The organism is Pseudomonas sp. 2(2015) (assembly GCF_000955865.1).
Taxonomy (GTDB): Bacteria; Pseudomonadota; Gammaproteobacteria; order Pseudomonadales; family Pseudomonadaceae; genus Aquipseudomonas.
In genome coordinates this window covers 26,773-50,533 of the sequence record NZ_JYOF01000023.1, presented here as the reverse complement: position 1 = coordinate 50,533, position 23,761 = coordinate 26,773, and the positions used below count along the sequence as shown (strand labels likewise).

19 protein-coding genes and 1 tRNA gene are annotated in these 23,761 nt (G+C 62.9%); 6 read left to right on the top strand and 14 right to left on the bottom strand.

All coding sequences use genetic code 11. From position 1 onward, the window contains the following. Positions 1-163 precede the first annotated feature (163 nt). From UB48_RS25015 to UB48_RS25000, 4 genes are all read right to left on the bottom strand, one after another. Positions 164-565, bottom strand: a complete 402-nt coding sequence (locus UB48_RS25015) for a biopolymer transporter ExbD (protein ID WP_045201768.1) — start codon at positions 563-565, stop codon at positions 164-166. A 1-nt stretch (position 566) separates the two neighbouring features. After that, positions 567-1,295, bottom strand: coding sequence for a MotA/TolQ/ExbB proton channel family protein (locus tag UB48_RS25010; RefSeq protein WP_038997727.1), 729 nt, complete (start codon positions 1,293-1,295; stop codon positions 567-569). 28 nt (positions 1,296-1,323) lie between these two features. After that, positions 1,324-2,124, bottom strand: a complete 801-nt coding sequence (locus tag UB48_RS25005; protein WP_045201766.1) for an energy transducer TonB — start codon at positions 2,122-2,124, stop codon at positions 1,324-1,326. A 247-nt stretch (positions 2,125-2,371) separates the two neighbouring features. Continuing rightward, on the bottom strand, positions 2,372-4,714 hold the full coding sequence (locus UB48_RS25000) for a TonB-dependent receptor (RefSeq protein ID WP_045201764.1): 2,343 nt from the start codon (positions 4,712-4,714) through the stop codon (positions 2,372-2,374). Between the two features lie 144 nt (positions 4,715-4,858). On the opposite strand from UB48_RS25000, the gene UB48_RS24995 reads away from it, so the two are divergent. Both UB48_RS24995 and UB48_RS24990 read left to right on the top strand, forming a co-directional pair. After that, on the top strand, positions 4,859-5,809 hold the full coding sequence (locus UB48_RS24995) for a LysR family transcriptional regulator (protein ID WP_045201762.1): 951 nt from the start codon (positions 4,859-4,861) through the stop codon (positions 5,807-5,809). Between the two features lie 100 nt (positions 5,810-5,909). Then, on the top strand, positions 5,910-7,511 hold the full coding sequence (locus tag UB48_RS24990; RefSeq protein WP_045201891.1) for an alkaline phosphatase family protein: 1,602 nt from the start codon (positions 5,910-5,912) through the stop codon (positions 7,509-7,511). A 94-nt stretch (positions 7,512-7,605) separates the two neighbouring features. On the opposite strand, the gene UB48_RS24985 is transcribed toward UB48_RS24990, so the two are convergent. The 6 genes from UB48_RS24985 to dibA all read right to left on the bottom strand — a co-directional run bounded on the left by UB48_RS24985 (position 7,606) and on the right by dibA (position 13,730). Next, on the bottom strand, positions 7,606-8,595 hold the full coding sequence (locus tag UB48_RS24985) for a sulfate/molybdate ABC transporter ATP-binding protein (RefSeq protein ID WP_045201760.1): 990 nt from the start codon (positions 8,593-8,595) through the stop codon (positions 7,606-7,608). A gap of 3 nt (positions 8,596-8,598) precedes the next feature. Continuing rightward, entirely contained in the window at positions 8,599-9,471 is an 873-nt protein-coding gene (cysW, locus tag UB48_RS24980; protein WP_045201758.1) for a sulfate ABC transporter permease subunit CysW, read from the bottom strand. A 14-nt stretch (positions 9,472-9,485) separates the two neighbouring features. Beyond that, positions 9,486-10,304, bottom strand: coding sequence for a sulfate ABC transporter permease subunit CysT (gene cysT / locus UB48_RS24975; protein ID WP_010222098.1), 819 nt, complete (start codon positions 10,302-10,304; stop codon positions 9,486-9,488). An 83-nt stretch (positions 10,305-10,387) separates the two neighbouring features. Next, positions 10,388-11,395, bottom strand: coding sequence for a sulfate ABC transporter substrate-binding protein (locus UB48_RS24970; RefSeq protein ID WP_045201756.1), 1,008 nt, complete (start codon positions 11,393-11,395; stop codon positions 10,388-10,390). A 47-nt stretch (positions 11,396-11,442) separates the two neighbouring features. Continuing rightward, a complete protein-coding gene (oscA, locus tag UB48_RS24965) occupies positions 11,443-11,625 on the bottom strand; it encodes a sulfur starvation response protein OscA (RefSeq protein ID WP_007941032.1) in 183 nt (60 codons plus the stop codon). 209 nt (positions 11,626-11,834) lie between these two features. After that, on the bottom strand, positions 11,835-13,730 hold the full coding sequence (gene dibA, locus UB48_RS24960; protein WP_045201754.1) for a phosphodiesterase DibA: 1,896 nt from the start codon (positions 13,728-13,730) through the stop codon (positions 11,835-11,837). Positions 13,731-13,880: 150 nt separating this feature from the next. On the opposite strand from dibA, the gene desA reads away from it, so the two are divergent. Both desA and UB48_RS24950 read left to right on the top strand, forming a co-directional pair. Next, complete coding sequence (gene desA, locus UB48_RS24955) at positions 13,881-15,065, top strand: delta-9 fatty acid desaturase DesA (RefSeq protein ID WP_045201753.1); 1,185 nt, start codon at positions 13,881-13,883, stop codon at positions 15,063-15,065. A 135-nt stretch (positions 15,066-15,200) separates the two neighbouring features. Next, the gene (locus UB48_RS24950; RefSeq protein WP_045201752.1) at positions 15,201-16,190 is read left to right on the top strand and encodes a sensor domain-containing diguanylate cyclase; all 990 of its coding nucleotides are present in this window, start codon (positions 15,201-15,203) and stop codon (positions 16,188-16,190) included. Between the two features lie 51 nt (positions 16,191-16,241). Here the strand turns inward: UB48_RS24950 and UB48_RS24945 are convergent, their stop codons facing one another. From UB48_RS24945 to gabD, 3 genes are all read right to left on the bottom strand, one after another. After that, entirely contained in the window at positions 16,242-17,450 is a 1,209-nt protein-coding gene (locus UB48_RS24945; RefSeq protein WP_045201750.1) for a response regulator, read from the bottom strand. A 141-nt stretch (positions 17,451-17,591) separates the two neighbouring features. Further along, positions 17,592-18,872, bottom strand: coding sequence for a 4-aminobutyrate--2-oxoglutarate transaminase (gene gabT, locus UB48_RS24940; protein ID WP_038997739.1), 1,281 nt, complete (start codon positions 18,870-18,872; stop codon positions 17,592-17,594). Positions 18,873-19,056: 184 nt separating this feature from the next. Further along, on the bottom strand, positions 19,057-20,499 hold the full coding sequence (gabD, locus tag UB48_RS24935; RefSeq protein WP_045201748.1) for an NADP-dependent succinate-semialdehyde dehydrogenase: 1,443 nt from the start codon (positions 20,497-20,499) through the stop codon (positions 19,057-19,059). 261 nt (positions 20,500-20,760) lie between these two features. Here gabD and UB48_RS24930 point away from each other — a divergent pair. Then, a tRNA-Arg gene (locus UB48_RS24930) sits at positions 20,761-20,837 on the top strand. A 467-nt stretch (positions 20,838-21,304) separates the two neighbouring features. Then, positions 21,305-21,607 carry a DUF3077 domain-containing protein gene (locus tag UB48_RS24925; RefSeq protein ID WP_045201747.1) on the top strand — a complete coding sequence of 101 codons (303 nt, stop codon included), beginning with the start codon at positions 21,305-21,307 and terminating at the stop codon, positions 21,605-21,607. Positions 21,608-21,780: 173 nt separating this feature from the next. Here UB48_RS24925 and UB48_RS24920 read toward each other — a convergent pair whose 3' ends face one another. Then, entirely contained in the window at positions 21,781-23,754 is a 1,974-nt protein-coding gene (locus UB48_RS24920) for a TonB-dependent receptor (protein ID WP_045201746.1), read from the bottom strand. Positions 23,755-23,761: the final 7 nt, after the last annotated feature.

The following is a 23,761-nucleotide window of genomic DNA, read 5'->3' as shown; positions in this document are numbered from 1 at the left end:
TCCTGCTGCGTTTGCGTGCATGAGGCCCAGTATAGGGGGGTGGTTATATTCGTAAAGGAATAAGAAGCTATTTATTAATAGCCAAAATATAAATTTTCCATAAAAAAAGGGACCACCCCCTGCCGAAGGACCGGTCCCTGAAGCATTGCCTGAGAGATGTTGCTCAGCGGGCGGTGATCACCGACAACTTGGTGATACCGGCACGTTCGATCGAGGCCATGGCGCGCGCCACCTCCCCATAATTAACGCCATCGTCGGCCTGCAGCTGTACGCGCAGTTCCGGGTCTTTGGCCTTGGCCGCCTGCAGGTTGGTTTCCAGCAGATCCGGCTGGATCTCGTCCTTGTTGATAAACAGCTTGCCGCCGCCGTCGATGCTCACCACCAGCGGATCCTTCTGTTCCACCGGAGCCACGGCCTCGGTCTTGGGCAAGTTGATCGGGATGGCGTTGGTCAGCAGTGGCGCGGTGACGATGAACACCACCAGCAGCACCAGCATCACGTCCACCAGCGGCGTCACGTTGATCTCGCTGAGTACTTCGTCACTGTCCTGGGTCGAGAAGGCCATATCAGGATGCCTCCTTCACTTTCTGGGTGTGCTGGCCAGCGGCGGCCTTGTAGGCAGTCGGGTGCACCAGTACCCGGAACGCGCTCTTCTGCGCCAGGCTGTAGAAGTCGTGGGCAAAGTCATCGAGGTCGGCGGCGGTCAGCTTCAGGCGGCGCAGGAAGTAGTTGTAGACCAGCACCGCCGGCACCGCGACGGCAATACCGACACCGGTGGCGACCAGCGCCGCACCGATCGGCCCGGCCACGGTTTCCAGACTCGCCGAACCTGCGGCGCTGATGCCCTTGAGCGCTTCCATGATGCCCCAGACGGTGCCGAACAGGCCGATGAAGGGCGAGGTGCTGCCGATACTGGCGACTACCGCCAGGCCGGTTTCCAGCGAGCGGCGCTCACGCACGATCTGCTGGCGAAGGGCACGTTCGAGGCGGTCCTGATGGTTGATCGCCTGGCTCAGGTCGCTGGCTTGCTGGCCTGGCTCGCCGACCGCGATAGCGGCGTAACCGGCCTGGGCGACCCGGGCTGCGGCGCCGGGTTGTGCATGGCTGAGCTCGGCAGCGGAATCCAGGCTTGAAGCCGCCCAGAATTGTTTGTGAAAGCGTTTGTCCTGGTTCTTCAGGCGCACGAACTGCACGCCCTTGACCAGGGCCAGGCCCCAGGTGACGACGGAGAAGCCCACCAGCAGCCAGATCACCGCGCTTTCGATGGATTCGAGGGGGGATGCCAATACAGTCATGATCAATACTCTCTTCTGTTAGCGCGAATTAGCGGATCTTGAAGTCGATGGGTACGCTGACCCAGCCGTCCTGGGCCACGTCGCCCTGCTTGGCCGGGACGAAGCTCCAACGCTTGACCGCAGCCAGGGCGGCGTCGTCGAGCTGCTGGCGGCCACTGCTTTTCTGAATCTGGATGTCACCCGGCTTGCCGCTGGCCAGTACCCGCACCCGCAACAACACCGTGCCTTCCCAGCCGCGACGCTGGGCCAGCGACGGGTACTCCGGCGCCGGGTTCTTCAGGTACGCGGCGTTGGCCGACGCCGGGGTCACCGGCGCTGGTGCCGGCGGAGCCGGGGGCGCTGGTGGTGCTGCCGGTTGTGGCGGTGCGGGCGGTTGCTCGACCGCCTTGGGTGCAGGCTTGGGTACCGGTTTAGGCACAGGTTTCGGCTTGGGCTTGGGTACCGGCTTGGGCGCAGGCTTGGCGGCCAGCTCATCAACCACCGGTGGCGGCGGCTCGACCACTGCCGGTGGCGGTGGCGGAGGCGGCTCGACGGCCGGCGGCGCTGGCTGGGAAAACTCGATGGTCATCGGCGGAATTTCCGGCGGCACCACCGGCAACACCGGGGTCGGCGCCTGGCTCACCCAGTACGCCAGCGCACCGTGCAAGGCCAGGGCAAACACCCCGAGCAGAATCTTCTCCCGACGGCTCAGCGCGCTTTTCGGCGTGCTTTGCAGACGCAACTGCGCCAGCGGCAACCGCAGCGGGCGACCGAGGTCGACCAGCTCGCCGCTCGGCGACTGGCGCCAAAGCACATCGTGAGCACTGGCGGCGGTCTGGACATTACCCATTGATCAACTCCTGGGACGTGAGTGCGTTTCGTCGAAGGCAGGTCAATTGCCTTCGCTGGGGTGGATCATCAACTTCTGTTACTTATGTCTTAAAGTAATTTTTAAAGTTATGAATAGAACCAAAATACATATACAAATGGGTCGAACCGCTCTAAGCCGCGCCCTTCAAGGGCTGGCGCCAACGCCCTGAAACGCCATGCCTGCAGGGCATGAAAAATATTCGCCAAAGGCATCGAAAAAAACCGTTTCAGAAGTCGTAGCGGCCGGTCACACCCAAGGTCCGCGGGGTGCCGAGCAGGCCTTCATAACCGCCGTTGGCCGCGCTCCAGAGGGTGGTGTAGTAGGTTTTGTCGAAGGCGTTCTTCAGCCACAGCGAGACATCCCACTGGCCCTGGCCAAGGTCGCCACGCAGGCCGGTGGAGAGGTTGACCACGGCGTAGCTGGGGATCTGCGCGAAGTCCGAGTCCTCGACCGTGCCCACCGCCTTGGAGCGGAAGGCGTAACTGGCGGTGACGTAAGGTTGCAGGCCGTTGTCCAGATCCCACTGGTACTGGCCGTTGGCGTTGGCGATCCATTTCGACGCACCGACTACCTGGTGGCCACTGAGGTCGCAGGCCGCCGGTGCCCCCGGTTGCAGGGCGACTTCCGGCGCGCACGGGGCATCCTTGTAAGACAGATACCGCACGTCGTTGTAGGAGCCGTTGATGTTCAGGGTCAGGCCACGTACCGGGATCAGCGTGCTTTCCAGCTCCACCCCGCGTGAGCGCACGGAGCCAGCGTTGGTCAGGTATTGCACGCGGTTGGCGTCGTCGTAGGCGTTGGTCTGGTAGCCGTGCACCTCGGTCCAGAACAGGTTGGCGTTGAGCTGCAGGCGACGGTCCCAGAGGGTGCTCTTCAAGCCCAGCTCGGCGTTGTTGGCGCGCTCGGTGCCGATCAGCAGCGAATCGGCGCCGGCAACCGGGGCAGTACCAACCGCCAGGTTGACGCCACCAGACTTCTCGCCGTGGGACAAGGTGGCGTAGCCGAGCAGGTCATCGGTAAAGCGATAACTCAGGTTGAGCAAGCCCGAAGGGCTGGTGCTGTACTGGTTGAGGTCGCCCGATTCATAGGCACCCACCCGGCCCTGGCGCGCAGTTGCCGCAGCGCCTGCAACCGCCGCACCACCGACGGGCGCGGCGCGATCGACCCAGGCGCTTTTCTCTTCATAGGTGCCGCGTACCCCGGCGGTGAAGTCCAGGCGCTCGGTCAGGTGCCAAGTGCCCTGGGCGAACAAGGCAAAGCTGTCAGTCTTGATATGACCCTTGCCGACGCTGCTGACATTGGCCAGCGCCCCGGTAGGCGTACCGTTCCAGATATCCGCCTGGGGCCCGTAATGGACGAAGGATTTGTTGTCCAGGTCGGAGCCGAAGTAATAGGCACCCAGTACATAGTCGAAGAAGCCGCCGGTTGGCGAGGCCAGGCGAAATTCCTGCGAGTACTGTTTATCACGCACCGCCACCCCGGCGTTGTAGGCCGCCGGCACGTTCAGGCCATCATCGTTGCGCGGGGTGAAGTCCCACCAGCGGTAGGCGCTTACCGAGGTCAGGGTGAAGTCGTTGTCCAGGGTCCAGTTGGCTTCCAGGGAAGTCCCGCCCTGGAACACCGTGACCTGCTGATCGTCATCGAGGTTGACCTTGCGCTTGCTGCCATCGACCAGCGTCGCCCCGGCCGCCTGGGCCCGCGCTTCATAGCGGTTGACGTCATTGATGGTCGGCCCGGTGCTGTACAGTAGGCGAGTGCCGGCGCTGGAATCTTCTTCGTTGTAGTCGCCGATCCAGCGCAGGTTGAACTGCTCGTTGGGCTTGTACAGCAGCTGGCCGCGAAAGCCCTGGCGCGAACCGCCGTTGAGGGTGTGGCCGTCGAATTCGTTCTTGATGTCGCCATCGTTGCGCGTGCGGTAGGCCGAAATGCGCCCGGCCAGGGTCTCGCTCAAGGGCCCGGACAAGGTGCCCTTGGTCTGCAAGTAGCCATCCTCGCCCACCGAGGTTTCGATGCTGCGCTCGGGGGTGAAGCTTGGCGCGCGGGTGCTGATGTTGATCACCCCAGCGGTGGTGTTCTTGCCGAACAGTGTGCCCTGCGGGCCACGCAGCACTTCCAGTTGCTCGATGTCCATGAGGTCGAACACGGCCATGCCCGGGCGGCCGAGGTAGACGTTGTCCAGGTACAGGCCGACGCTGCCTTCCAGGCCGTCGCTGGCCGGGTTGTTGCCCAGCCCGCGGATCGACACGCTGGACTGGCGCGCGTGCATGTAGGCGACGTTGACGCTGGGCACCAGCTGCTGCAGGTCCTGAATGCGATACACCCGCTGGCTTTCCAGGGCCTGGCCGTCAAGCACGCTGATCGGCGTCGGCACGTCCTGGGCGCTCTCTTCGCGGCGCCGGGCGGTGACGGTGACGGTCTTGAGCTGGCTGTCGCTGGCCTTGACCTCAGGCTTTGCCGAGTCGGCGGCCTGAGCCGGCAACCAGTGCGCGCTGCCAGCCAGCAGCAAGGCCAGGGGCAGGCGCTGGAGCCGCCGTGAAGACAAGGGTGCAGCGCGAAGGGTCGGGATCATGGGCGGCTCCTGGCAAAGGAATCTATATTCCTTTAAGTTATTTATTTATGATTCGACATACATTTACTGCATAAGAGATTGCCTTTATAAGGAGTGCACCAGAGGCAGAGCAAATGCATTTGCCCGATACTTTTTATGTGAAAAATGCATATAGACCTGCGCCAACTCCGCCACCTGATCGCCCTTGCCGAGCACCGCAGCTTCGTCGCCGCGGCGACCGCGGTGAACCTCTCGCAATCGGCCTTCAGCCGCAGCATCCAGGCCCTGGAGCACAGCGCCGGCTGCCAGTTGGTGGACCGCTCACACAAAGAACTGCCACCGACCAAGCAGGGCCTGGTGGTGCTCGAACACGCGCGCCGGCTGATCAGCGGCGCGCGCCAGTTGAGCAACGAGATCAGCCAGTTCAATGGCCTGGAAGCCGGCGAACTGCGCTTCGGCTGCGGCCCGGCGCCCGCTGCGGGCCTGGTACCACAGGCGATTGGCGGCTTCATCGGCCGCTACCCCAAGGCGCGGGTGCAGTTTCAGGTCGATGACTGGCAGAGCCTGAACAAGCGCCTGCTGGCCGAGGAGTTCGAATTTTTCGTCGCCGACACCCGCAGCTTCGAGGCCGACCCGCAATACCAGACCCTGCGCTTGCGGCCTCGACGCTGGCATTTTTGCTGCCGCGCCGGGCACCCGCTGGCGGCGCTATCGAGCGTCAGCGCCGAGCAACTGTTGCACTACCCCTTGGCCGTCACCCTGCGCCCACCCAACCTGCGCAAGGTGATCGCCGACCTCAGCGGCCGCCCGGATTTCGTCGCCAATGTCGAATGCGAAAACAGCTACAGCCTGCTTGGGGTGGTGCTCAATTCCGATGCCATCGGCATCTGCGGCGCCTACAGCGACGCCCTGCACAACGCCAACGGCAAACTGGTGCGGCTGAGCATCGATGGCCTGGCGGACGACTGCGAAGAGCTCTACACCCGCTACGGCATCGTCAGCCAGGCGCGCCTGCGCCTGTCGCCGCTGGCCGAGGCGATGATCGAACAGATCATCCTCACTGATCAGGCCGACCGCGCCCTCGACGCCTGCAACCTGGAGCAACTGGCGATCTGAGCCATTGCGCAAAACGCATCGACTGCATTCGGCAAATGCGCTTGTGATGCGCGCCCCGGGCGGCGAAAACAGTCAGCTGAAATCTGCCCAGGTGACTGCCATGCCCCACCCCACTGCCGTGCGCAACGTGCTGTACATCATGTGCGACCAACTGCGTCGCGATTACCTCTCGTGCTATGGCCACCGCCATCTGCACACGCCGAACATCGACCGCCTGGCCGCCGCCGGGGTGCGCTTCAGCCGCGCCTACACCCAGGGCACCATCTGCGGCCCGTCGCGGATGTCGGCCTACACCGGGCGTTATGTCAGCAGCCACCAGGTGGCCTGGAACGGCGTGCCGCTGCCGCTGGATGAACTGACCCTCGGTGATTACCTGCGCCCTGCCGGCATCCGCACCGCGCTGGTGGGCAAGACCCACGCCACGCCGAACCAGGACGCCTTGCAACAGCTGGCCATCGACCCGCTGATGGCCGAGCAGCTCAACGAGGTGGGGTTCGAACCGGTTGCCCGCCACGATGGCATCTTCCCCGACGACCCGCTGTTCGCCGACAAGCGCGAAAGCGCGCCCTACACCCGCTACCTGCGCGACCACGGCTTTACCGGCGACAACCCCTGGCACAGCTGGGCCAATGCCGCCGCAGGCGAAAACGGTGAAATTCTCAGCGGCTGGCACATGCGCAACGCCGACCTGCCCACACGCCTGCCCGAGCAGCACTCCGAGACGGTCTACAGCACCGACCGCGCCATCGACTTCATCCAGGCCCAGGGCGAGCAGCCCTGGTGCCTGCACCTGTCGTATATCAAGCCGCACTGGCCCTACATCGCCCCGGCGCCTTACCACGCGCTGTACAACGCCAGCCAGGTGCAGGCGCCGATAGCTGTTCAGCCAGGCAACGACCATCCGGTGTATGTCGCGTTCCGCCAGCACCAGGAAAGCCTCAACTTCTCTCGCAAAGAAGTGCGCCTGAAAGTGATCCCCACCTACATGGGCCTGATCAAACAGATCGACGACCAGCTCGGGCGCCTGTTCGATGTGCTGCAAAGCAATGGCCGCTGGGACGACACCCTGATCGTATTCACCAGTGATCACGGTGATTTTCTCGGCGACCATGGCCTGGGCGAAAAGGAGTTTTTGCTAGAGCCTGCGGTGGGCGTACCGCTGATTGTGCGTGATCCACGGGCGGCGGCGGATGTCAGCCGCGGCACGGTGGATGAGCGATTGGTTGAGACCATCGATGCGCTGCCGACCTTCCTCGACGCGCTGGGGCTGCCGAGTGCCGAGCATCGGCTGGAGGGGCGTTCGCTGATTCCGCTGTTGCATGGCACCGCCAGCGCCTGGCGCAGCTATGCCATCGCCGAATACGACTACGCCTTCCAGGCCCCGGCCCGCGAGCGCCTGGGCCAGCCGATCGACCGTTGCCGGATGACCATGGTACGCAGCGAGCGCTGGAAGTACCTGGCCTATGACGGCTTTCGCGCACAGCTATTCGACCTGCTCAACGACCCGCAAGAGCTGCACGACCTGGGTGCGGACCCGGCCTATGCCAGCGTGCGCGAGGCCCACCAGGGTTATCTGTTCGAATGGCTCAGGAGCTTGAAGCGGCGGACCACCATCAGCCATGCCGAGATCGAGCGGCGTGGGCAATGGTTTCGCTATGGCGAACCGCGCGAGGACAGCGTGGTGAAGATCGGGGTGTGGTAGGGGCTGCTTTGCAGCCCATCGCTGGCAAGCCAGCTCCCACAGGGTTCAGTGTATGCAGTACCTGTGGGAGCGGGCCTGACCCGCGATGAGGCCCTTAGATATTGGCCACTTTCTGCCAGACCTTGGGCTTGAAGAACAAGGTCTCGCCACGCGCCAGACCGCTCAGGCTGTCATGGTCCTTGACCACCTCGGCCTCGATCAGCTCGCTCTGCCCTTCGACCTTCAAGGTCACCCGGGTCGTCGCCCCCAGCGGACGGATATCGCGCACCTGCGCCGCGTGATGGCCCTCGATCTCGTGACGCGACAGCGACACTTCATGCGGGCGGAACATCACGTGCTGGCCTTCGCTCAGGTGCAGGCGGTTGGAATCGCCAAGGAAGTGATAAACGAAGTCGCTGGCCGGGTTCTCGTAGACCTCGCCCGGCGAGCCGATCTGCTCGATCACGCCCTTGTTCATCACCACGATACGGTCGGCGACTTCCATGGCCTCTTCCTGGTCGTGGGTAACGAACACCGAGGTCAGGTTGATGTCTTCGTGCAGGCGCGCCAGCCAGCGGCGCAGCTCTTTGCGTACCTTGGCATCCAGGGCACCGAACGGCTCGTCGAGCAGAAGTACCTTGGGCTCCACCGCCAGGGCGCGGGCCAGGGCGATACGTTGGCGCTGGCCGCCCGACAGTTGCTCGGGGTAACGGTCGCTGAGCCAGTCGAGCTGGACCATGTTCAGCAGCTCGTGGACCTTCTCGGCAATCTTGCTTTCGTTCGGGCGCTCGCCCTTGGGCTTCATGCGCAGGCCGAAGGCGACGTTGTCGAACACGCTCATGTGGCGAAACAGCGCGTAGTGCTGGAACACGAAACCGACGTTGCGATCACGCACATCGTGGCCCGAGACATCTTCGCCGTGGAAGACGATGCTGCCCTGGTCGGGGGTTTCCAGCCCGGCGATGATCCGCAGCAGGGTGGTCTTGCCGCAGCCGGACGGGCCGAGCAAAGCCACCAGCTCGCCGCTGTGGATATCCAGGTTGATGCTGTCCAGAGCCTGGAAAGCGTTGAAGCGCTTGCTGACGTTACGAACTTCGATCGACATGAATTATTCCTCCGCCGCGTTATGGCGCAGACGGTTAATACGGGACTCGCTCCACTGCTTGAGCAGCAGGATGAAGAGCGCCAGGATCAGCAACAGGCTGGCGACGCTGAAGGCCGCAACGTGGTTGTATTCGTTGTAGAGAATCTCGACGTGCAGCGGCAAGGTGTTGGTGACCCCGCGAATATGCCCGGACACCACCGACACCGCACCGAACTCGCCCATCGCCCGCGCGGTACACAGCACCACGCCGTAGATCAGGCCCCATTTGATGTTGGGCAGGGTCACGTGCCAGAACATCTGCCAGCCGTTGGCGCCGAGCAGGCGCGCGGCCTCCTCTTCCTGGGTGCCCTGCTCCTGCATCAGCGGGATCAGTTCACGGGCCACGAACGGCACGGTGACGAAGATGGTCGCCAGGACAATGCCCGGCAAGGCGAAGACGATCTGGATGTCGTGATCCTGCAACCACGGCCCGAACAGGCCCTGGGCGCCGAACATCAACACATAGACCAGGCCCGCGATCACCGGCGACACCGAGAACGGCAGGTCGATCAGCGTGACCAGGATGCTCTTGCCACGGAAGTTGTATTTGCTCACACACCAGGCAGCGCTGACCCCGAACACCAGGTTCAGCGGCACCGAGATGGCCACGGCGATCAGGGTCAGCTTCAACGCCGACAGGGCGTCGGGCTCGAAGATCGCCTCGAAGAACGTGCCCAGGCCCATTTTCAGGCCCTGGGACACCACGATCACCAGCGGCAGCAGCAGGAACAGGGCGAAGATCAACCAGCCAAGGCTGATCAGGATACGCCGTGAAGTGGCGCTGCCACGGCGGGCGGCATTGGCCGAAGCGGCCGCGCCAATAGAAGTCGCAGACATGGACGTGGCCTCCTTCAAGGGGTTTCGATGCGCCGCTGCAGCAAGTTGATCAGCAGCAACAGGATGAAGGAAACCACCAGCATCAACACGCCGATGGCGGTGGCGCCGGTGTAGTCGTACTGGTCGAGCTTGACCATGATCAGCAGCGGCAGGATTTCGGTCTTCATCGGCATGTTGCCGGCAATGAAGATCACCGAACCGTACTCGCCAACGCCACGGGCAAAGGCCAGGGCAAAGCCGGTCAGCCAGGCCGGCAACAGCGCCGGCGCCAGCACGTAGCGGAACACCTGCAGCGGCTTGGCGCCCAGGCAGGCGGCGGCCTCTTCGACTTCACGGGGAATGTCGGCCAGCACCGGCTGCACCGTGCGCACCACGAACGGCAGGGTCACGAAAGTCAGCGCCAGGGTGATGCCCAAGGGGGTGTAGGCGATCTTGAAACCGAGGTCGGTGGCGAACTGGCCGACCAGGCCGGCCGGTGCGTACAGCGCGGTCAGGGCAATGCCGGCAACCGCAGTAGGCAGGGCGAACGGCAGGTCGATCATCGCATCGATGATCTTGCGCCCGGGAAAGGTGTAGCGCACCAGCACCCAGGCCAGCAGGGTGCCGATGATGCCGTTGATGATGGCAGCGTAGAGGGCAGTGCCGAAGCTCAGCTTGAGCGCCGCAAGCACCCGCGGGGCACTGACGATGGCCCAGAACTGCTCCCAGGTGAGCTGGGCGGCATGTATGAACATGGCGGCCAGCGGTATCAGCACAATCAGGCTGAGGTACACCAAGGTGTAGCCCAGCGTCAGCCCGAAGCCGGGTATGACGGGGGAAATACGACGTGACATAAAGGTCCCTGGTTGAACGCACGAAGCCCGGGACGAATCCCGGGCCCATGCTGGCTACTGAACGGCGATTATCCTGCCGGGCATCACTGCGCCGTGTAGATCTGGTCGAACACGCCACCATCGTTGAAGAACTTGGGTTGGGCAGTTTTCCAGCCACCGAAGTCTTTGTCGATAGTCACCAGGTCCAGTTTAGGGAACTGCTTGGCGTATTCGGCGGCGACTTTCGGATCACGCGGACGGTAGAAGTTCTCGGCCGCGATCTTCTGCCCGGCCGGGCTGTACAGGTGCTTGAGGTACGCCTCGGCGATCTGTTCGTTGCCCTTTTTCTGCGCGTTCTTGTCGACCACCGCCACTGGCGGTTCGGCAAGGATCGACAGCGACGGCACGACGATGTCGAACTTGTCGGCGCCACCGTCTTCCTTGAGGGCCAGGAAGGCTTCGTTTTCCCAGGCCAGCAACACGTCACCCTGACCGTTGTTGACGAAGGTGATGGTCGAGCCACGGGCGCCGGTGTCCAGGACCGGTACGTGCTTGAACAGCTCTTTCACGTACTCCTGGGCCTTGGCTTCGCTGCCACCGGCTTTCAGGCCGTAGGCCCAGGCGGCGAGGAAGTTCCAGCGGGCGCCGCCGGAAGTTTTCGGGTTCGGGGTAATGACCGAGACGTCCTTTTTGATCAGGTCGCCCCAGTCCTTGATGCCTTTCGGGTTGCCCTTGCGCACCAGGAAGACGATGGTCGAGGTGTACGGGGTGCTGGCGTCCGGCAGGCGGGTCTGCCAGTTGTCCGGCAGGGTCTTGCCGAGCTTGGCCACTTCGTCGATGTCGCCGGCCAGGGCCAGGGTCACCACGTCGGCACGCAGGCCGTCGATCACCGCGCGGGCCTGCTTGCCCGAACCCCCGTGGGACTGCTGGATCTTCACCTTGTCGTCCGGGTGAGCCTGCTGCCAGTGCTTGATGAACTCGGCGTTGTACTGCTGATACAACTCGCGGGTCGGATCATAGGACACGTTCAGCAGTTCGTAGTCCTTGGCGATTGCGGAACCGGCAAAAATGGCGCTGGCGAGTGCAGCCAGGGCATAACGGCGGATGGACATGGTGAAGCTCCCGATTGGCGTATTTTTCTAATTAGGTGGCGCGATAATCAGCTGGGCTTGTTGCCGGGGTTCTGCAGGCGGAACTTTTCCTTGCGTTCGATCTGGACGACCTGGGCGTTGTGCACGGTGATTTCCACCGCGCCAAACCGCAGGTCGCGCAGGGCGCTCTGGATTTCGCGCAGAATGGTGGCTTCGTCCTGACCGTCAACGCTACGCAGAGATGCGCTCATGCTCGTGCTCCTGTGATATGGGTGCCGTGCAGTGCGTGAAGGGGAGCGACTGCGCCTGGCTTGAGGGCAATCTTAGGGGGGCGCGAATATTCTTAAAAATACTATTTAAGAATTTTTATATAACTGAAATAGAGTTTCGCGGGACAAGTCGGATCGCCGCCCCGCCGCACCTGCACTTGTAGGAGCGGGCTTGCCCCGCGATAGGGCCCTCAAGCCCAGCGCAATTGCTGCGCCGGCACCGGCCTGCCAAACCAGTAGCCCTGACCCAGCTGGCATTGCTGCTCCAGCAGAAAACGCGCCTGCTCGGCCTGCTCGATACCCTCGGCATGCACCAGCATGCCCATGCTTCGGGCCAGGGCGATGATCACCCGGACGATCGCCACATCGTCTTCATCACAAGGCAAGCCGGCGACAAAGCCCTGGTCGATCTTGAGCTTCTGCACCGGCAGGCGCTTGAGCCGCAGCAGCGACGAGTAACCGGTGCCAAAGTCATCGATGGCCAGGCGCAAGCCCAGTTCACGCAAGCGGTGCAGTTGCTCGAGCGCCACCTCGGGGTCTTCCATCACCGCGCTTTCGGTCACTTCCAGCTCCAGCAGGGCCGGGTCCAGCGCAGTGTCGTGCAGCACCTGCGCGACCTGCTGATAGAGGTCGCGATGGCCAAACAGACGGCTGGAAATATTCACCGCGACAAACTCCAGCGCCCGCCCCTCGGCCTGCCACTTAACCATCTGCAGGCAGGCCTGGCGCAGCACCCAGGTGTCGATATCGGCAATCAGCCCGGTGCGCTCGGCAATCGGGATGAACTCCCCGGGCGGCACCAGCCCACGCTGTGGATGCTGCCAGCGCACCAGGGCCTCGACGCCAATCATCTTGCCGCTGAACAGGTCGTGCACCGGCTGGTAATAGACCCGCAGTTCTTCCTGCTCCAGGGCGCGGCGCAGCTCGCCAGCGGTTTCGACCCGCTGCTGGGCATGGGCGGTCAGCTCCTCGGTGTACAGCGCATAACCGGCGCGCCCGCAGGTTTTGGCCTTGAACAGCGCCGAGTCGGCATTGCGCAGCAATTGCTCGGCGCTCAGGGCGTCGCTGGGGAACAGGCTGATGCCGATGCTGACGCTGATGAACAGGCGCTGGTGGTCGACTTCGAACGGCGCCTTCATGCCGTCGATGATGCTCTGGGCCAAGGCCGCGGCCTGGCCGACCTGCGGGCAGTTCTCGGCGAGCACGGCGAACTCGTCACCGCCCAGGCGCGCCAGGGTCACGCCGTTGCCCAGCAGCGCCTTCAAGCGCTCGCCGACCACCTTGAGCAACTGGTCGCCAATGTTGTGACCGAGGCTGTCGTTGATGCTCTGGAAATGATCGAGGTCGAGCAGCAGCAAGGCGCAACCGCGCTTGTTGCTCTGCGCTGCGGCCAGGGCCTGCTGGGTGCGGTCGTTGAACAGCAGGCGGTTGGGCAGGTCGGTGAGCGGGTCGTGATGGGCAAGATAGGCCAGCTCGCGCTCGGAATGCTTGATCGCGCTGATGTCGCTGAATACCGCAACGTAATGGCTCAACTCGCCGCTGTCATCGCTGATGGCGCAGATGGTCTGCCATTGCGGATACACCTCGCCGCTTTTGCGCCGGTTCCAGATCTCGCCGCTCCACTCACCCTTTTCGGCCAGGGTGGCGTAGATCTGCTGGTAGAACGCCGGGCCGTGGCGGCCGGACTTGAACTTGCTCGGGCGCTGGCCGAGCACTTCGTCCTTGTCGTAGCCGGTGATCTGCATGAACGCCCGGTTGACGTGCACGATCAGGCCATCGCGGTCGGTGACCAATACCCCTTCAAGGGTGCTGTCGAACACCGCCGCCGCCATGCGCAGGCGCTCGCGGTCCTCGCGGCGCAAGCGCACGCCGACGCCAATGAAGTTGAGCAAACGGGCGCGCGAGACAAAAATCAGCAAGGCGCTGCACAGCACCCAGAAATGCGCGCTGATCAGCTGCCAGCGGGCGATCTGCTCGGGAGCATCGAAAAGACTGTTCAATAATTGATCAGACAGAGCCAGCCACAGTACCGACAGCACGAGGTAGAGCGCCGCCATGCGCATGGCGTCTCGAATGGAAGCAGACATAAGGTCCCGGGCAAACCCACAAAAATTTGTGGGGGATTATAGGGTAGAAACATCCGGTGACCTCCTATCTAAAAGGCCGACTGGTTTTATTTGCTGGCGCAGGGATAATGTTTCCCGCTGTTCCCTATGTTTTTGAGGGCCATTTAGCCTATGTGGTACGAAGGTTTGCTCAACTTGTCAGTGTGGCAATTGCTGGCAGTTACCCTGGTAATGACGCATGTGACCATCGTCAGTGTCACCGTTTACCTGCACCGTTACTCTGCCCACCGCTCGCTGGAACTCAATGCCGGGCTCAAGCACTTTTTCCGTTTCTGGCTGTGGCTGACCACGGCGCAGAACACCCGCGAGTGGACTGCCATCCACCGCAAGCACCACGCCAAATGCGAAACCGTCGATGACCCGCACAGCCCGGTGATCAAAGGCCTGTCCACGGTGCTGCGCAAGGGCGCCGAGCTGTACCGCGAAGAGGCACAGAACCCGGAAACCTTGCGTATCTACGGCAAGAACTGCCCGCAAGACTGGATCGAACGCAACCTCTATAGCCGCTACAAGCTTGGCGGCATCGCCCTCATGGCGGTCATCGACCTGCTGCTGTTCGGCACCGCCGGCATCACCATCTGGGCGGTGCAGATGATGTGGATTCCGTTCTGGGCCGCCGGCGTGGTCAACGGCCTGGGCCATGCGGTCGGCTATCGCAACTTCGAATGCCGCGACGCCGCCACCAACCTGGTGCCCTGGGGCATCATCATTGGTGGTGAAGAACTGCACAACAACCACCACACCTACCCCAACTCGGCCAAGCTCTCGGTCAAGCGTTGGGAGTTCGACATGGGCTGGGCCTGGATCAAGCTGTTCTGCTGGCTGCGCCTGGCCAAGGTGCAACGCGTCGCGCCCATCGCCCACCGGGTCGAAGGCAAGGGCCAGCTGGACATGGACACCGCCATGGCGATCCTCAACAACCGCTTCCAGATCATGGCCCAGTACCGCAAGCTGGTGATCGCGCCGCTGGTCAAGCAGGAGCTGGCTCGCGTCGACGACTCGGTGCGCCACCAGTTCCGCCGCGCCAAGCGCTTGCTGTCGCGGGAGACCAGCCTGCTGGAAGACCGTCATCACCTGCGCATCCAGACCATGCTCGAGCACAGCCAGGCACTCAAGACCATCTACGAAAAACGCCTGGCCCTGCAGCAAATCTGGGTACGTACCAGCGCCAACGGCCACGACATGCTCGCGGCCATGAAAGACTGGGTACACGAGGCCGAAGCCAGCGGTATCCAGTCGCTGCGCGACTTCGCCGCCCAGCTCAAGACCTACTCGCTGCGCCCTGCCCTGGCCTGATGCCGTTGATCGGCGCGCCCGTCCCGCGGCGCGCCGACCGGAACTTAGCCGCCTAATCTCACTCTGACAGGCATATCGCCCGCGTGGCGGGCCGGGTCGTGGCCGCACGCCCCCGTCGTGAGAATTTCCGCGCAAATGGTCAAGAACAAACCAACAACCCTGGCCTGCAATCCGCCACCTGAAGCCGCCCAGACCCTGCTGGCCCTGATGCACGCCCAAGGCGAAGTCGCGCGCCTGAGCGAGCGTGAACAGCTGTTCAGCTCGTTGCTCGACAGCGTTAACGCCGTGCTCTGGGCCTTCGACTGGGAAAGCCGCCAGGTGCTTTACGTCAGCCCCGCCTACGAGCGCATTTTTGGCCGCCCGGCCGGCCTGCTGCTGGCTGACTTCAATGAGTGGCGCGACAGCATCTACCCCGACGACCTCGACTACGCCGAACGCAGCCTGGCCGAAGTGCTGGTCAAAGGCGCAGTGGAAGACCGCGAGTACCGCATCATCGCCGCCGACGGCCAGGTGCGCTGGATCAGCGACAAATGCTTCATCAACCAGCAAGCCGACCCCAGCCAGCGGGTGATCATCGTTGGCATGGCCGAGGACATCACCGAAAAGAAGCAGCTCGAAGGCGAGCTGCAGCGCCTGGCCACCACCGACGTCCTGACCCAGAGCAGCAACCGCCGGCACTTTTTCGAGTGCGCCCAGCACGCTTTCGAAACCGCGCGACTGGAGCAGACGCCGTTGGCGTTCCTGCTGCTCGACATCGATGACTTCAAGCAGATCAACGACACCTACGGCCATCAGGAAGGCGACTATGTGCTGCAGCGCATCGCCGACACCGGCAAGGCGGTGTTGCGCCGTGGTGATCAGTTCGGGCGCATTGGCGGTGAAGAATTCGCCGCAGTGTTTCCGGGTTGCACCCCAGAGATCGCCCAGCAGATTGCCGAACGCCTGCAGCGCGAGATCCAGCGCTTGAGCTTCAGCCATGACGACAAGGTATTTGGAGTGACGGTGAGCCAGGGGCTGACCGGGATTACTGAAGAAGATGAGTCGCTGGACAGCCTGTTCGCCCGGGCGGATGCGGCCATGTACCAGGCCAAGCGCCAGGGCAAGAATCAGATTGTAAGAGGCTGAAAAGCATCGCTGGCCTTGCCAGCGATTGGGCCGCACAGCGGCCCCAGAGTCTCAAACCTTGCGCAACCTGCCCAGCTCCGCCATCCCCACCTTGAGCAAGCGCGCCGTCTTGCTTTCAGCCAGGCCTTCGAGCCCCTGATCCGCCGGCAGGCGCGCCAGTTGCCCGGCCAGGTTCATCACCAGCGCATCGCGTGAATACACGCCGCCGCCCAACTGGTAGATCGCTGCAATCAGCTCACGCAGCTCCAGCGGCAAGCGCCAGCGGGTGCGCAGCGCCGAGCCGAACGCCGCGCCAAACTCGTTGAGCGACAGCTCCACCGAGTCTTCATCCAGCTCACCGCCGGCCTGCTGCCATTCCTGCAAACAACGCAACAGCGCCAGATCGCCCAGGCAATGCAGCAAGCCGGCGCAATAGCAGCGCTCCTGATCGAGCTCGAGCATGCGGGCCAGGGTTCGCGCGTATTCGGCAGTGTGCAGTGACAACTCCCAGAAATGCTCGGCATGACGCGACAGGATCGGATCACTGAGTTTGGCGCTGCGCTTGAGCGCAAGCCCCAGTATCAAGTTCATGCTCTGGGTGGTGCCCAGCTTGTTCAGCGCCTGCATCAGGCTCTGCACCGCGCCATCGCGATGCAATGCGGCGCTGTTGGCGGCGGCAATGAGCACGGCGGTAACCTGCGGGTCATTGCGGATCTCGGCCTCCAGCACCTTGAGGTCCAGGCCCTGGGGTTGCAGGCTGCGCTTGATCGCCAGTTTCACGTCGGCAAACAGCGGGCCGCCATCGGAATTGGCGCGACGCCCTTCGAGAAAACGCGGCAAGGTCGAGCCCGGCTGCAACGGCGGCACCGGACAGGCAACCTCCTCGCCGGCGCTGAGCAGCAGGTCTTCCAGGCGCTGACGCAGCGAATCCATGTTCAACGGCTTGCTCAGGTAAGCGGTGGGTGCGAACGGCAGCACCTCGCGGACACTGGCGGCATCGCTGCGGTTGCTCATGAGAATGAACGGCAGTGCCGGCTGGCGACCTTTGGCCCGTACGTTGCGCAGCAAGTCGAGGCCGTCGCCGCCGGGCAGCTCGCGCGCGGCGATGATCAGGTCCGGCTTGCTGGCCAGCGCTGCCAGCGCCTGCGAGCCATCGGCACACACCTGCAAACGCGCATCGCAGCGCACGCTCAGCAGCATCTGGCTCAGCATGTCCCGCACCCAGGGGTCGCCTTCGGCAATCAGCACGCAAGGTGCCTGGGCGGGCTCTACAACGCTCATACACAACTCTCCCGATATTCCGCTACACGCAATCCTGTGCACCTTCCAAGGTGTCTCCTTACAGGCAACCTTAGCCGCCTGGCCTTCCTTTGGGCGAAAAAAAACCCGCCGAAGCGGGTTTTTCTTCTAATGCGTCACAGTTTACGCAAGTTCTGCGAAGCACTCTTCGATGATTGCCAGACCTTGGTCCAGTTGCTCATCAGGCGAGGTCAGCGGAACCAGGATACGCAGGACGTTGCCGTAAGTGCCGCACGACAGCAGGATCAATCCCTTGTCACGCGCCTTGGCCACAACCGAGGCTACAGCGGCAGCGTTAGGGGTGTGGGAACCGGCTTTGTCGAACACTTCAATAGCGATCATCGAACCCAGGGCACGCACGTCACCGATGATCGGGTGCTTGTCCTGGATCTTGCGCAGGCCGGCGACCAGGCGCTCGCCAACGGCCTTGCTGCGGTCCAGCAGTTTTTCTTCTTCGAACACTTCCATCACGGCCAGGGCCGCAGCGCAAGCGATCGGGCTACCAGCGTAGGTGCCGCCCAGGCCGCCTGGAGCGATGGCGTCCATGTACTCGGCCTTGCCGCACACACCGGCCAGCGGGAAGCCGCCAGCGATGGACTTGGCGAAGGTGGTCAGGTCTGGAGCAACGCCCATCTGCTCCATGGCGAAGAAGGTACCGGTACGGCCAGCGCCGGTCTGAACTTCGTCGGCGATCAGGAGGATGCCGTGCTGGTCGCACAGGGCACGCAGGCGCTTCATGAACTCTTTCGGCGCAACGTAGAAACCACCTTCGCCCTGAACTGGCTCGAGGATGATTGCGGCGATGTCACGGGCTTCGGCGTCGTTCTTGAAGATGCGTTCGATGGATGCGATCGAGTCGTCGATGCTCACGCCGTGCAGTTCGTTCGGGTAGATGGCGCGGAAGATGCCGCCTGGCATCAGGCCCATGCCGGCCGAGTAAGGCACGACTTTACCGGTCAGGCCCAGGGTCATCATGGTGCGACCGTGGTAGGCGCCGGTGAAGGCGATTACGCCGGCACGGCCAGTGGCGGCACGGGCGATCTTGATGGCGTTCTCAACGGCTTCGGAACCGGTGGTAACCAGCAGGGTTTTCTTGGCGAAGTCGCCTGGCACCTTGGCGTTGATCTTTTCGCACAGTTCGACGTAAGGCTCGTAGGCCAGTACCTGGAAGCAGGTGTGGGTCAGCTTGTGCAGTTGGGCTTCAACGGCAGCGATGATCTTCGGGTGCACGTGACCGGTGTTCAGTACCGCGATACCGCCGGCGAAGTCGATGAACTCGCGGCCTTCGACGTCAGTGACGGTGGCGTTTTTTGCCGACTCGGCGAAGATCGGGTGGATCTGGCCAACACCGCGTGGAACAGCGGCGACACGACGTTGCATCAAAGATTCGTTGGTCTTGCTCATAATGTCCTCAATTCGCCACACACAAGGTGGCGCGATTCAAGTCGGAGTGGCCGGTATTCAACTGCAGGCAGCATGCGTTGATCGACTGCTGCAGGGGCCCAGGCCACTGGATGTACGGTGTAAAAAAGGCCAGCGAGACGTCGCTCTCGCGCCCCGCTGGCAGAGGTAAAGCCTTACGCTGCGATCAGACGCTGATGCACAGGTATTTGATTTCCAGGTAGTCCTCGATGCCGTACTTGGAGCCTTCGCGGCCCAGGCCCGAAGCCTTGATACCACCGAACGGCGCGACTTCGTTGGAGATCAGACCGGTGTTGATACCGACCATGCCGTATTCCAGGGCTTCGGCGACACGGAACACGCGGCTCATGTCACGGGCATAGAAGTACGAGGCCAGGCCGAACTCGGTGTCGTTGGACATGGCGATGACTTCGGCCTCGTCCTTGAAACGGAACAGTGGCGCCAGCGGGCCGAAGGTTTCTTCCTTGGCCACGGCGGCGTTCTTAGGTACGTCGACCAGAATGGTCGGCTCGAAGAAGTTGCCTTCGATCAGCTTGCCGCCGCTGAGCACCTTGGCGCCCTTGGCGACTGCGTCTTCGATGTGTTCCTGGACCTTGGCCACGGCCTTGCCGTCGATCAGCGGGCCGGTAGTGGTGCCGTCTTCCAGGCCGTTGCCGATTTTCAGCTTGGCCACTGCGGCCTTGAGCTTCTCGGCGAAGGCATCGTAGACGCCGTCCTGAACGTAGATACGGTTGGCGCAGACGCAGGTCTGGCCGTTGTTGCGGTACTTGGAGATGATCGCGCCGTCGACGGCCTTGTCCAGGTCAGCGTCGTCGAACACGATGAACGGCGCGTTGCCGCCCAGCTCCAGGGAAACCTTCTTGATGTCCTTGGCGCATTCGGCCATCAGCTGGCGACCGATCTCGGTGGAGCCGGTGAACGACAGCTTGCGCACGATCGGGTTGCCGGTCAGCTCGCTGCCGATGTCGCCGGCGCTGCCGGTGACTACGCTGAGCACGCCAGCCGGGATACCGGCACGGGTGGCCAGCTCAACCAGGGCCAGGGCCGAGTACGGGGTTTGCGAAGCAGGCTTGAGCACCATGGTGCAGCCAGCGGCCAGGGCCGGGCCGGCTTTACGGGTGATCATCGCCGCCGGGAAGTTCCACGGGGTGATGGCTGCGGTCACGCCGATCGGCTGCTTGATCACGATCAGGCGCTTGTCTGGCTGGTGACCCGGGATGGTGTCGCCGTACACGCGCTTGGCTTCTTCGGCGAACCACTCGATAAAGGAAGCGGCATAGGCGATTTCGCCCTTGGCTTCGGCCAGTGGCTTGCCCTGCTCGGTGGTCATCAGGCGGGCCAGGTCATCCTGGTGCTCGATCATCAGCTCGAACCAGCGACGCAGCTTGCCAGCACGTTCTTTGGCGGTCAGCGCACGCCAGGCCGGCAGCGCCTTGTCGGCGGCCTCGATGGCACGGCGGGTTTCAGCGGCGCCCATCTTCGGCACAGTGCCGATGATCTCGCCCGTTGCCGGGTTGTTGACCTTGATCGTCTGGCCGTTGTCCGCGTCCAGCCACTCTCCATTAATGAAGGCTTGCTGGCGGAACAACTGGGCGTCTTTAAGCTGCATGTCGGGCTTCCTTAACTGCACCGTGCAGGCACGGAGCGAATTATTGATTGTAGAAAAAGGAGAGCGTTTGAAATCTCAAACGAATCCTAGGATCAACGACGAGAAAGGACAATAGGGTGTTCGAAAAAAAGAACAAAAAGCGCTGTGCGGCGGATTTTTTCGGATCAACGTCACTTATAGCCCCTGGAGTGTGCGAAATCGACCACAGCCATTTCGACGATGGACGCCGCCAGCCTAGATGGGTATTATGGCGCCCGCGTTGCACTCGTAGCTCAGCTGGATAGAGTACTGCCCTCCGAAGGCAGGGGTCGTGGGTTCGAATCCCGCCGAGTGCGCCATATCGATCAAGGCTCAGGTGAATACCTGGGCCTTTTTTGTTTTCCGGCCCAGTTACTCCCTGTGTGGGAGCGGGCTTGCCCCGCGATCCGATACGGCAGGCAGACCACAATCGCGGGGCAAGTCGGGTCGCCGCACCGCCGCACCTACCAGCGCGCATCTATGTCAGATTATGTTTCGAAGTCTCGAAATGTGTCGTCCTAAGAAATACCCTACGCGGTCTGTCGATGCCCGTCTGCTTGTCCCTGGGAACTCGTGCCTCTAGGCTCTTGCCCGTCACCGAAAACTCGGTGATCGGGCGTGGTAACCCGGAGTGCGCATCATCCTATACAGTCAATGGCGGCTGTATGCGGGAGGCTTTCGAGCCTGCCGGGATTGATGCTCTCCCCGGTTTACCACCCCGTGTACAGCTGCCACCCTTTCGTGTGGTAACGGATTGTGGTGTCAGCTCCGACTTGCGAGCATCGACATGAAAAAAATCGTTCCAGATCCACCACTGGATAAATCCACCACCACCGCACACTCTGTCTTCGGCAACTGCCAGGCCGGGCACTCTGCGCTGTTCGCTGTCTGCTCCGGTGTCGCCGCCCATGATGCGCTGGTGCATGCCTCTCTCTACTTAGGCTGCGCTTACGACACTGGCTACAAGGCCTTCGACGATATTGATCCGGCCCACAAGGGCTTCTTGTGGTCGACCCTGCATTCGGTAGAAATGGCCAAAGGGTTGGTGGATGCCTTGCTGGATGGGATTGAGGAGCGGGTGGGTGAATAGCCGCTGACCACTGGTATTGTGGGAGCGGTACGACTTGCCCCGCAATGCGATGCGGCCGGTAGATCGCGATCGCGGGGCAAGCCCGCTCCTACCAGAACGCTGGAGGCTCTGTGGGAGAGGGCTTGCCCCGCGCGGCGATGTGGCAGAATCGTCGCACCGCCGCACCTACCGGGTTAGAAACTCAGGCGCGCACCGGCATACAGCGTGCGCCCAGGCCCCGGTTCGTAGTAACGCCCGGCGCCATCGTTGATGCGCAGGTTGTCGTAGTACTGGCGGTCACTGAGGTTATCCACACCCAGGTACGGCTCCAGGGTCTGGCCGCCAAGATCAAACTGCTTGCCAAGGCGCAAGTTGAGCAAAGCGACCCCGGCCACCCGCGCGCTGTTGGCGTTGTCGGCGTACTGCGGGCCGTAGGCATTCATGTTCACGCGCGCATAAAAGCCATCACGCTCGTAAGCCACTTCGCTAAACAACGTCTGACGCGGGATGCCCGGCAGGCGGTTGTCGTCAAAGCCGTTGAAGTCGGTGTAGCGGTAGTTGTTGAAGCTGTAGGCCATGGACAGCCGCCAGTGCTCCAGCACCTGGTAGTCGGCGCTCAGCTCAACGCCGTCGCGGCGCGACTTGCCGGCGTTGCGGTAGAAGGTCTGGCCGCCGTCGACGTAAGGCACCAGCTCATCCTCAAGCGCGATGCTGTAAAGCACCGCCTCGGCGCGCACGTCGCTCCATTCGCCTTTGATTCCCAGCTCACGGTTGAGCGCCTTGGCCGGTTGCAGGCCCGGGTTGAAGCCGCCACCTGCCGGGTTGGCCAGTTCGTTGACCGTGGGCGTTTCGAACGAGGTGGCGACGCGGGCATAAACCAGGTAATGCTCGCTCAGGCGATAGCTGAGGCCGGCGCTGTAGTTCCAGTCATCCAGCGTGCGCGAGCCGGAGTCGTCGCCGTCACGCTCGAAGCGGTCGTCCACCGCCAAGCGCATGCTGTCGTAGCGCCCGCCCAGAGTCAGTTGCCAGCGCTCGCTGAGGTCGATGCTGTCTTGCAGGTACAGGCCAACGCTGCCGGCCTTCTCTTGCTGACGCAGGGTCAGCGCCCCGGTGCCGCCGCCGATCTGGTTGTTGTGGCGTTCACGCTCATCGCGCTGCTGTTCAAGATCGACACCGGCGGTGACGTGTTGATCCAGGCCGAACCAGCTGGCCTTATGGGTGTACTGCCCGCCTACCCCGGCGAACAGCCGGGTGTAGGAGGTCTGCCCGCCATTGGCGTAAGGCAGGCGATTGCCAAACTCGCGGCGCCCCAGCCAGCTGCGCACTTGATAACTGTCGGCCTCGCCAAGATCGCCGGTCCAGTTCAGCGCCAGACGCTGCTGGGTGATGTCTTCGTCGGAGTTGTACAACAGGCTCTGGGCGCGGGCCTGGTCACGTTTGGCGTGCACTTCGGCGAGGGTCAGGGCGCCAGGGTCTTCGGAACGGTTGTCGAGCGCCTGGAACGTTACCCCCAGTTGCCCTGCATCGCCCTGCCAGCGCAGCTTGCCGGTAAGGTTGCGCGCCTCGGAGCTGGAGTGCTGGCGATAGCCGTCGAGGTTGGTGACATTGAGCGCCAGCAGGCCGCCAAGGTTGCCGGAGGTGCCGCTGGTTTCCGCACGCAGGCGTTGGTAGCCATACTCGCCACCACTGACATCGATGGACGATTGCGGTGTCAGCGACGGCTCGCGGGTCTGGATTGCCAATACCCCGCCCGCACCGTTGCCATAAAGCGTCGAGGCCGAGCCGCGGATCACTTCGATGCGCTCCACCAGGCCCAGGTCAACGCCGTCCATTTCGGTCTGGCCATCGGGCATGGTCAGCGGTACGCCGTCGACCATCACGCGAATGCCGCGCATGCCGAAGCTCGAACGCGCACCAAAGCCACGAATCGACAGGCGCATGCCCTGGGCCATGTTGTAGCGGCTCTGCGACACGGTGCCGGGCACGGCCGAAAGCAGGCCATCGAGGGTCAGCAGTTGCTCGCCGGGCTTCTCGGCGATGTCCACGGCGCTTACCGAAGCCGGGGTCTGCAACCAGGCGGAATTGACCCGGGTCGAGGTCACTTCCAGCGGCGCCAGTTCGACGCTGTCGGCACAGGCGCTACCGGCGCCGAGCAACAGGAGGGTCATGACGGAG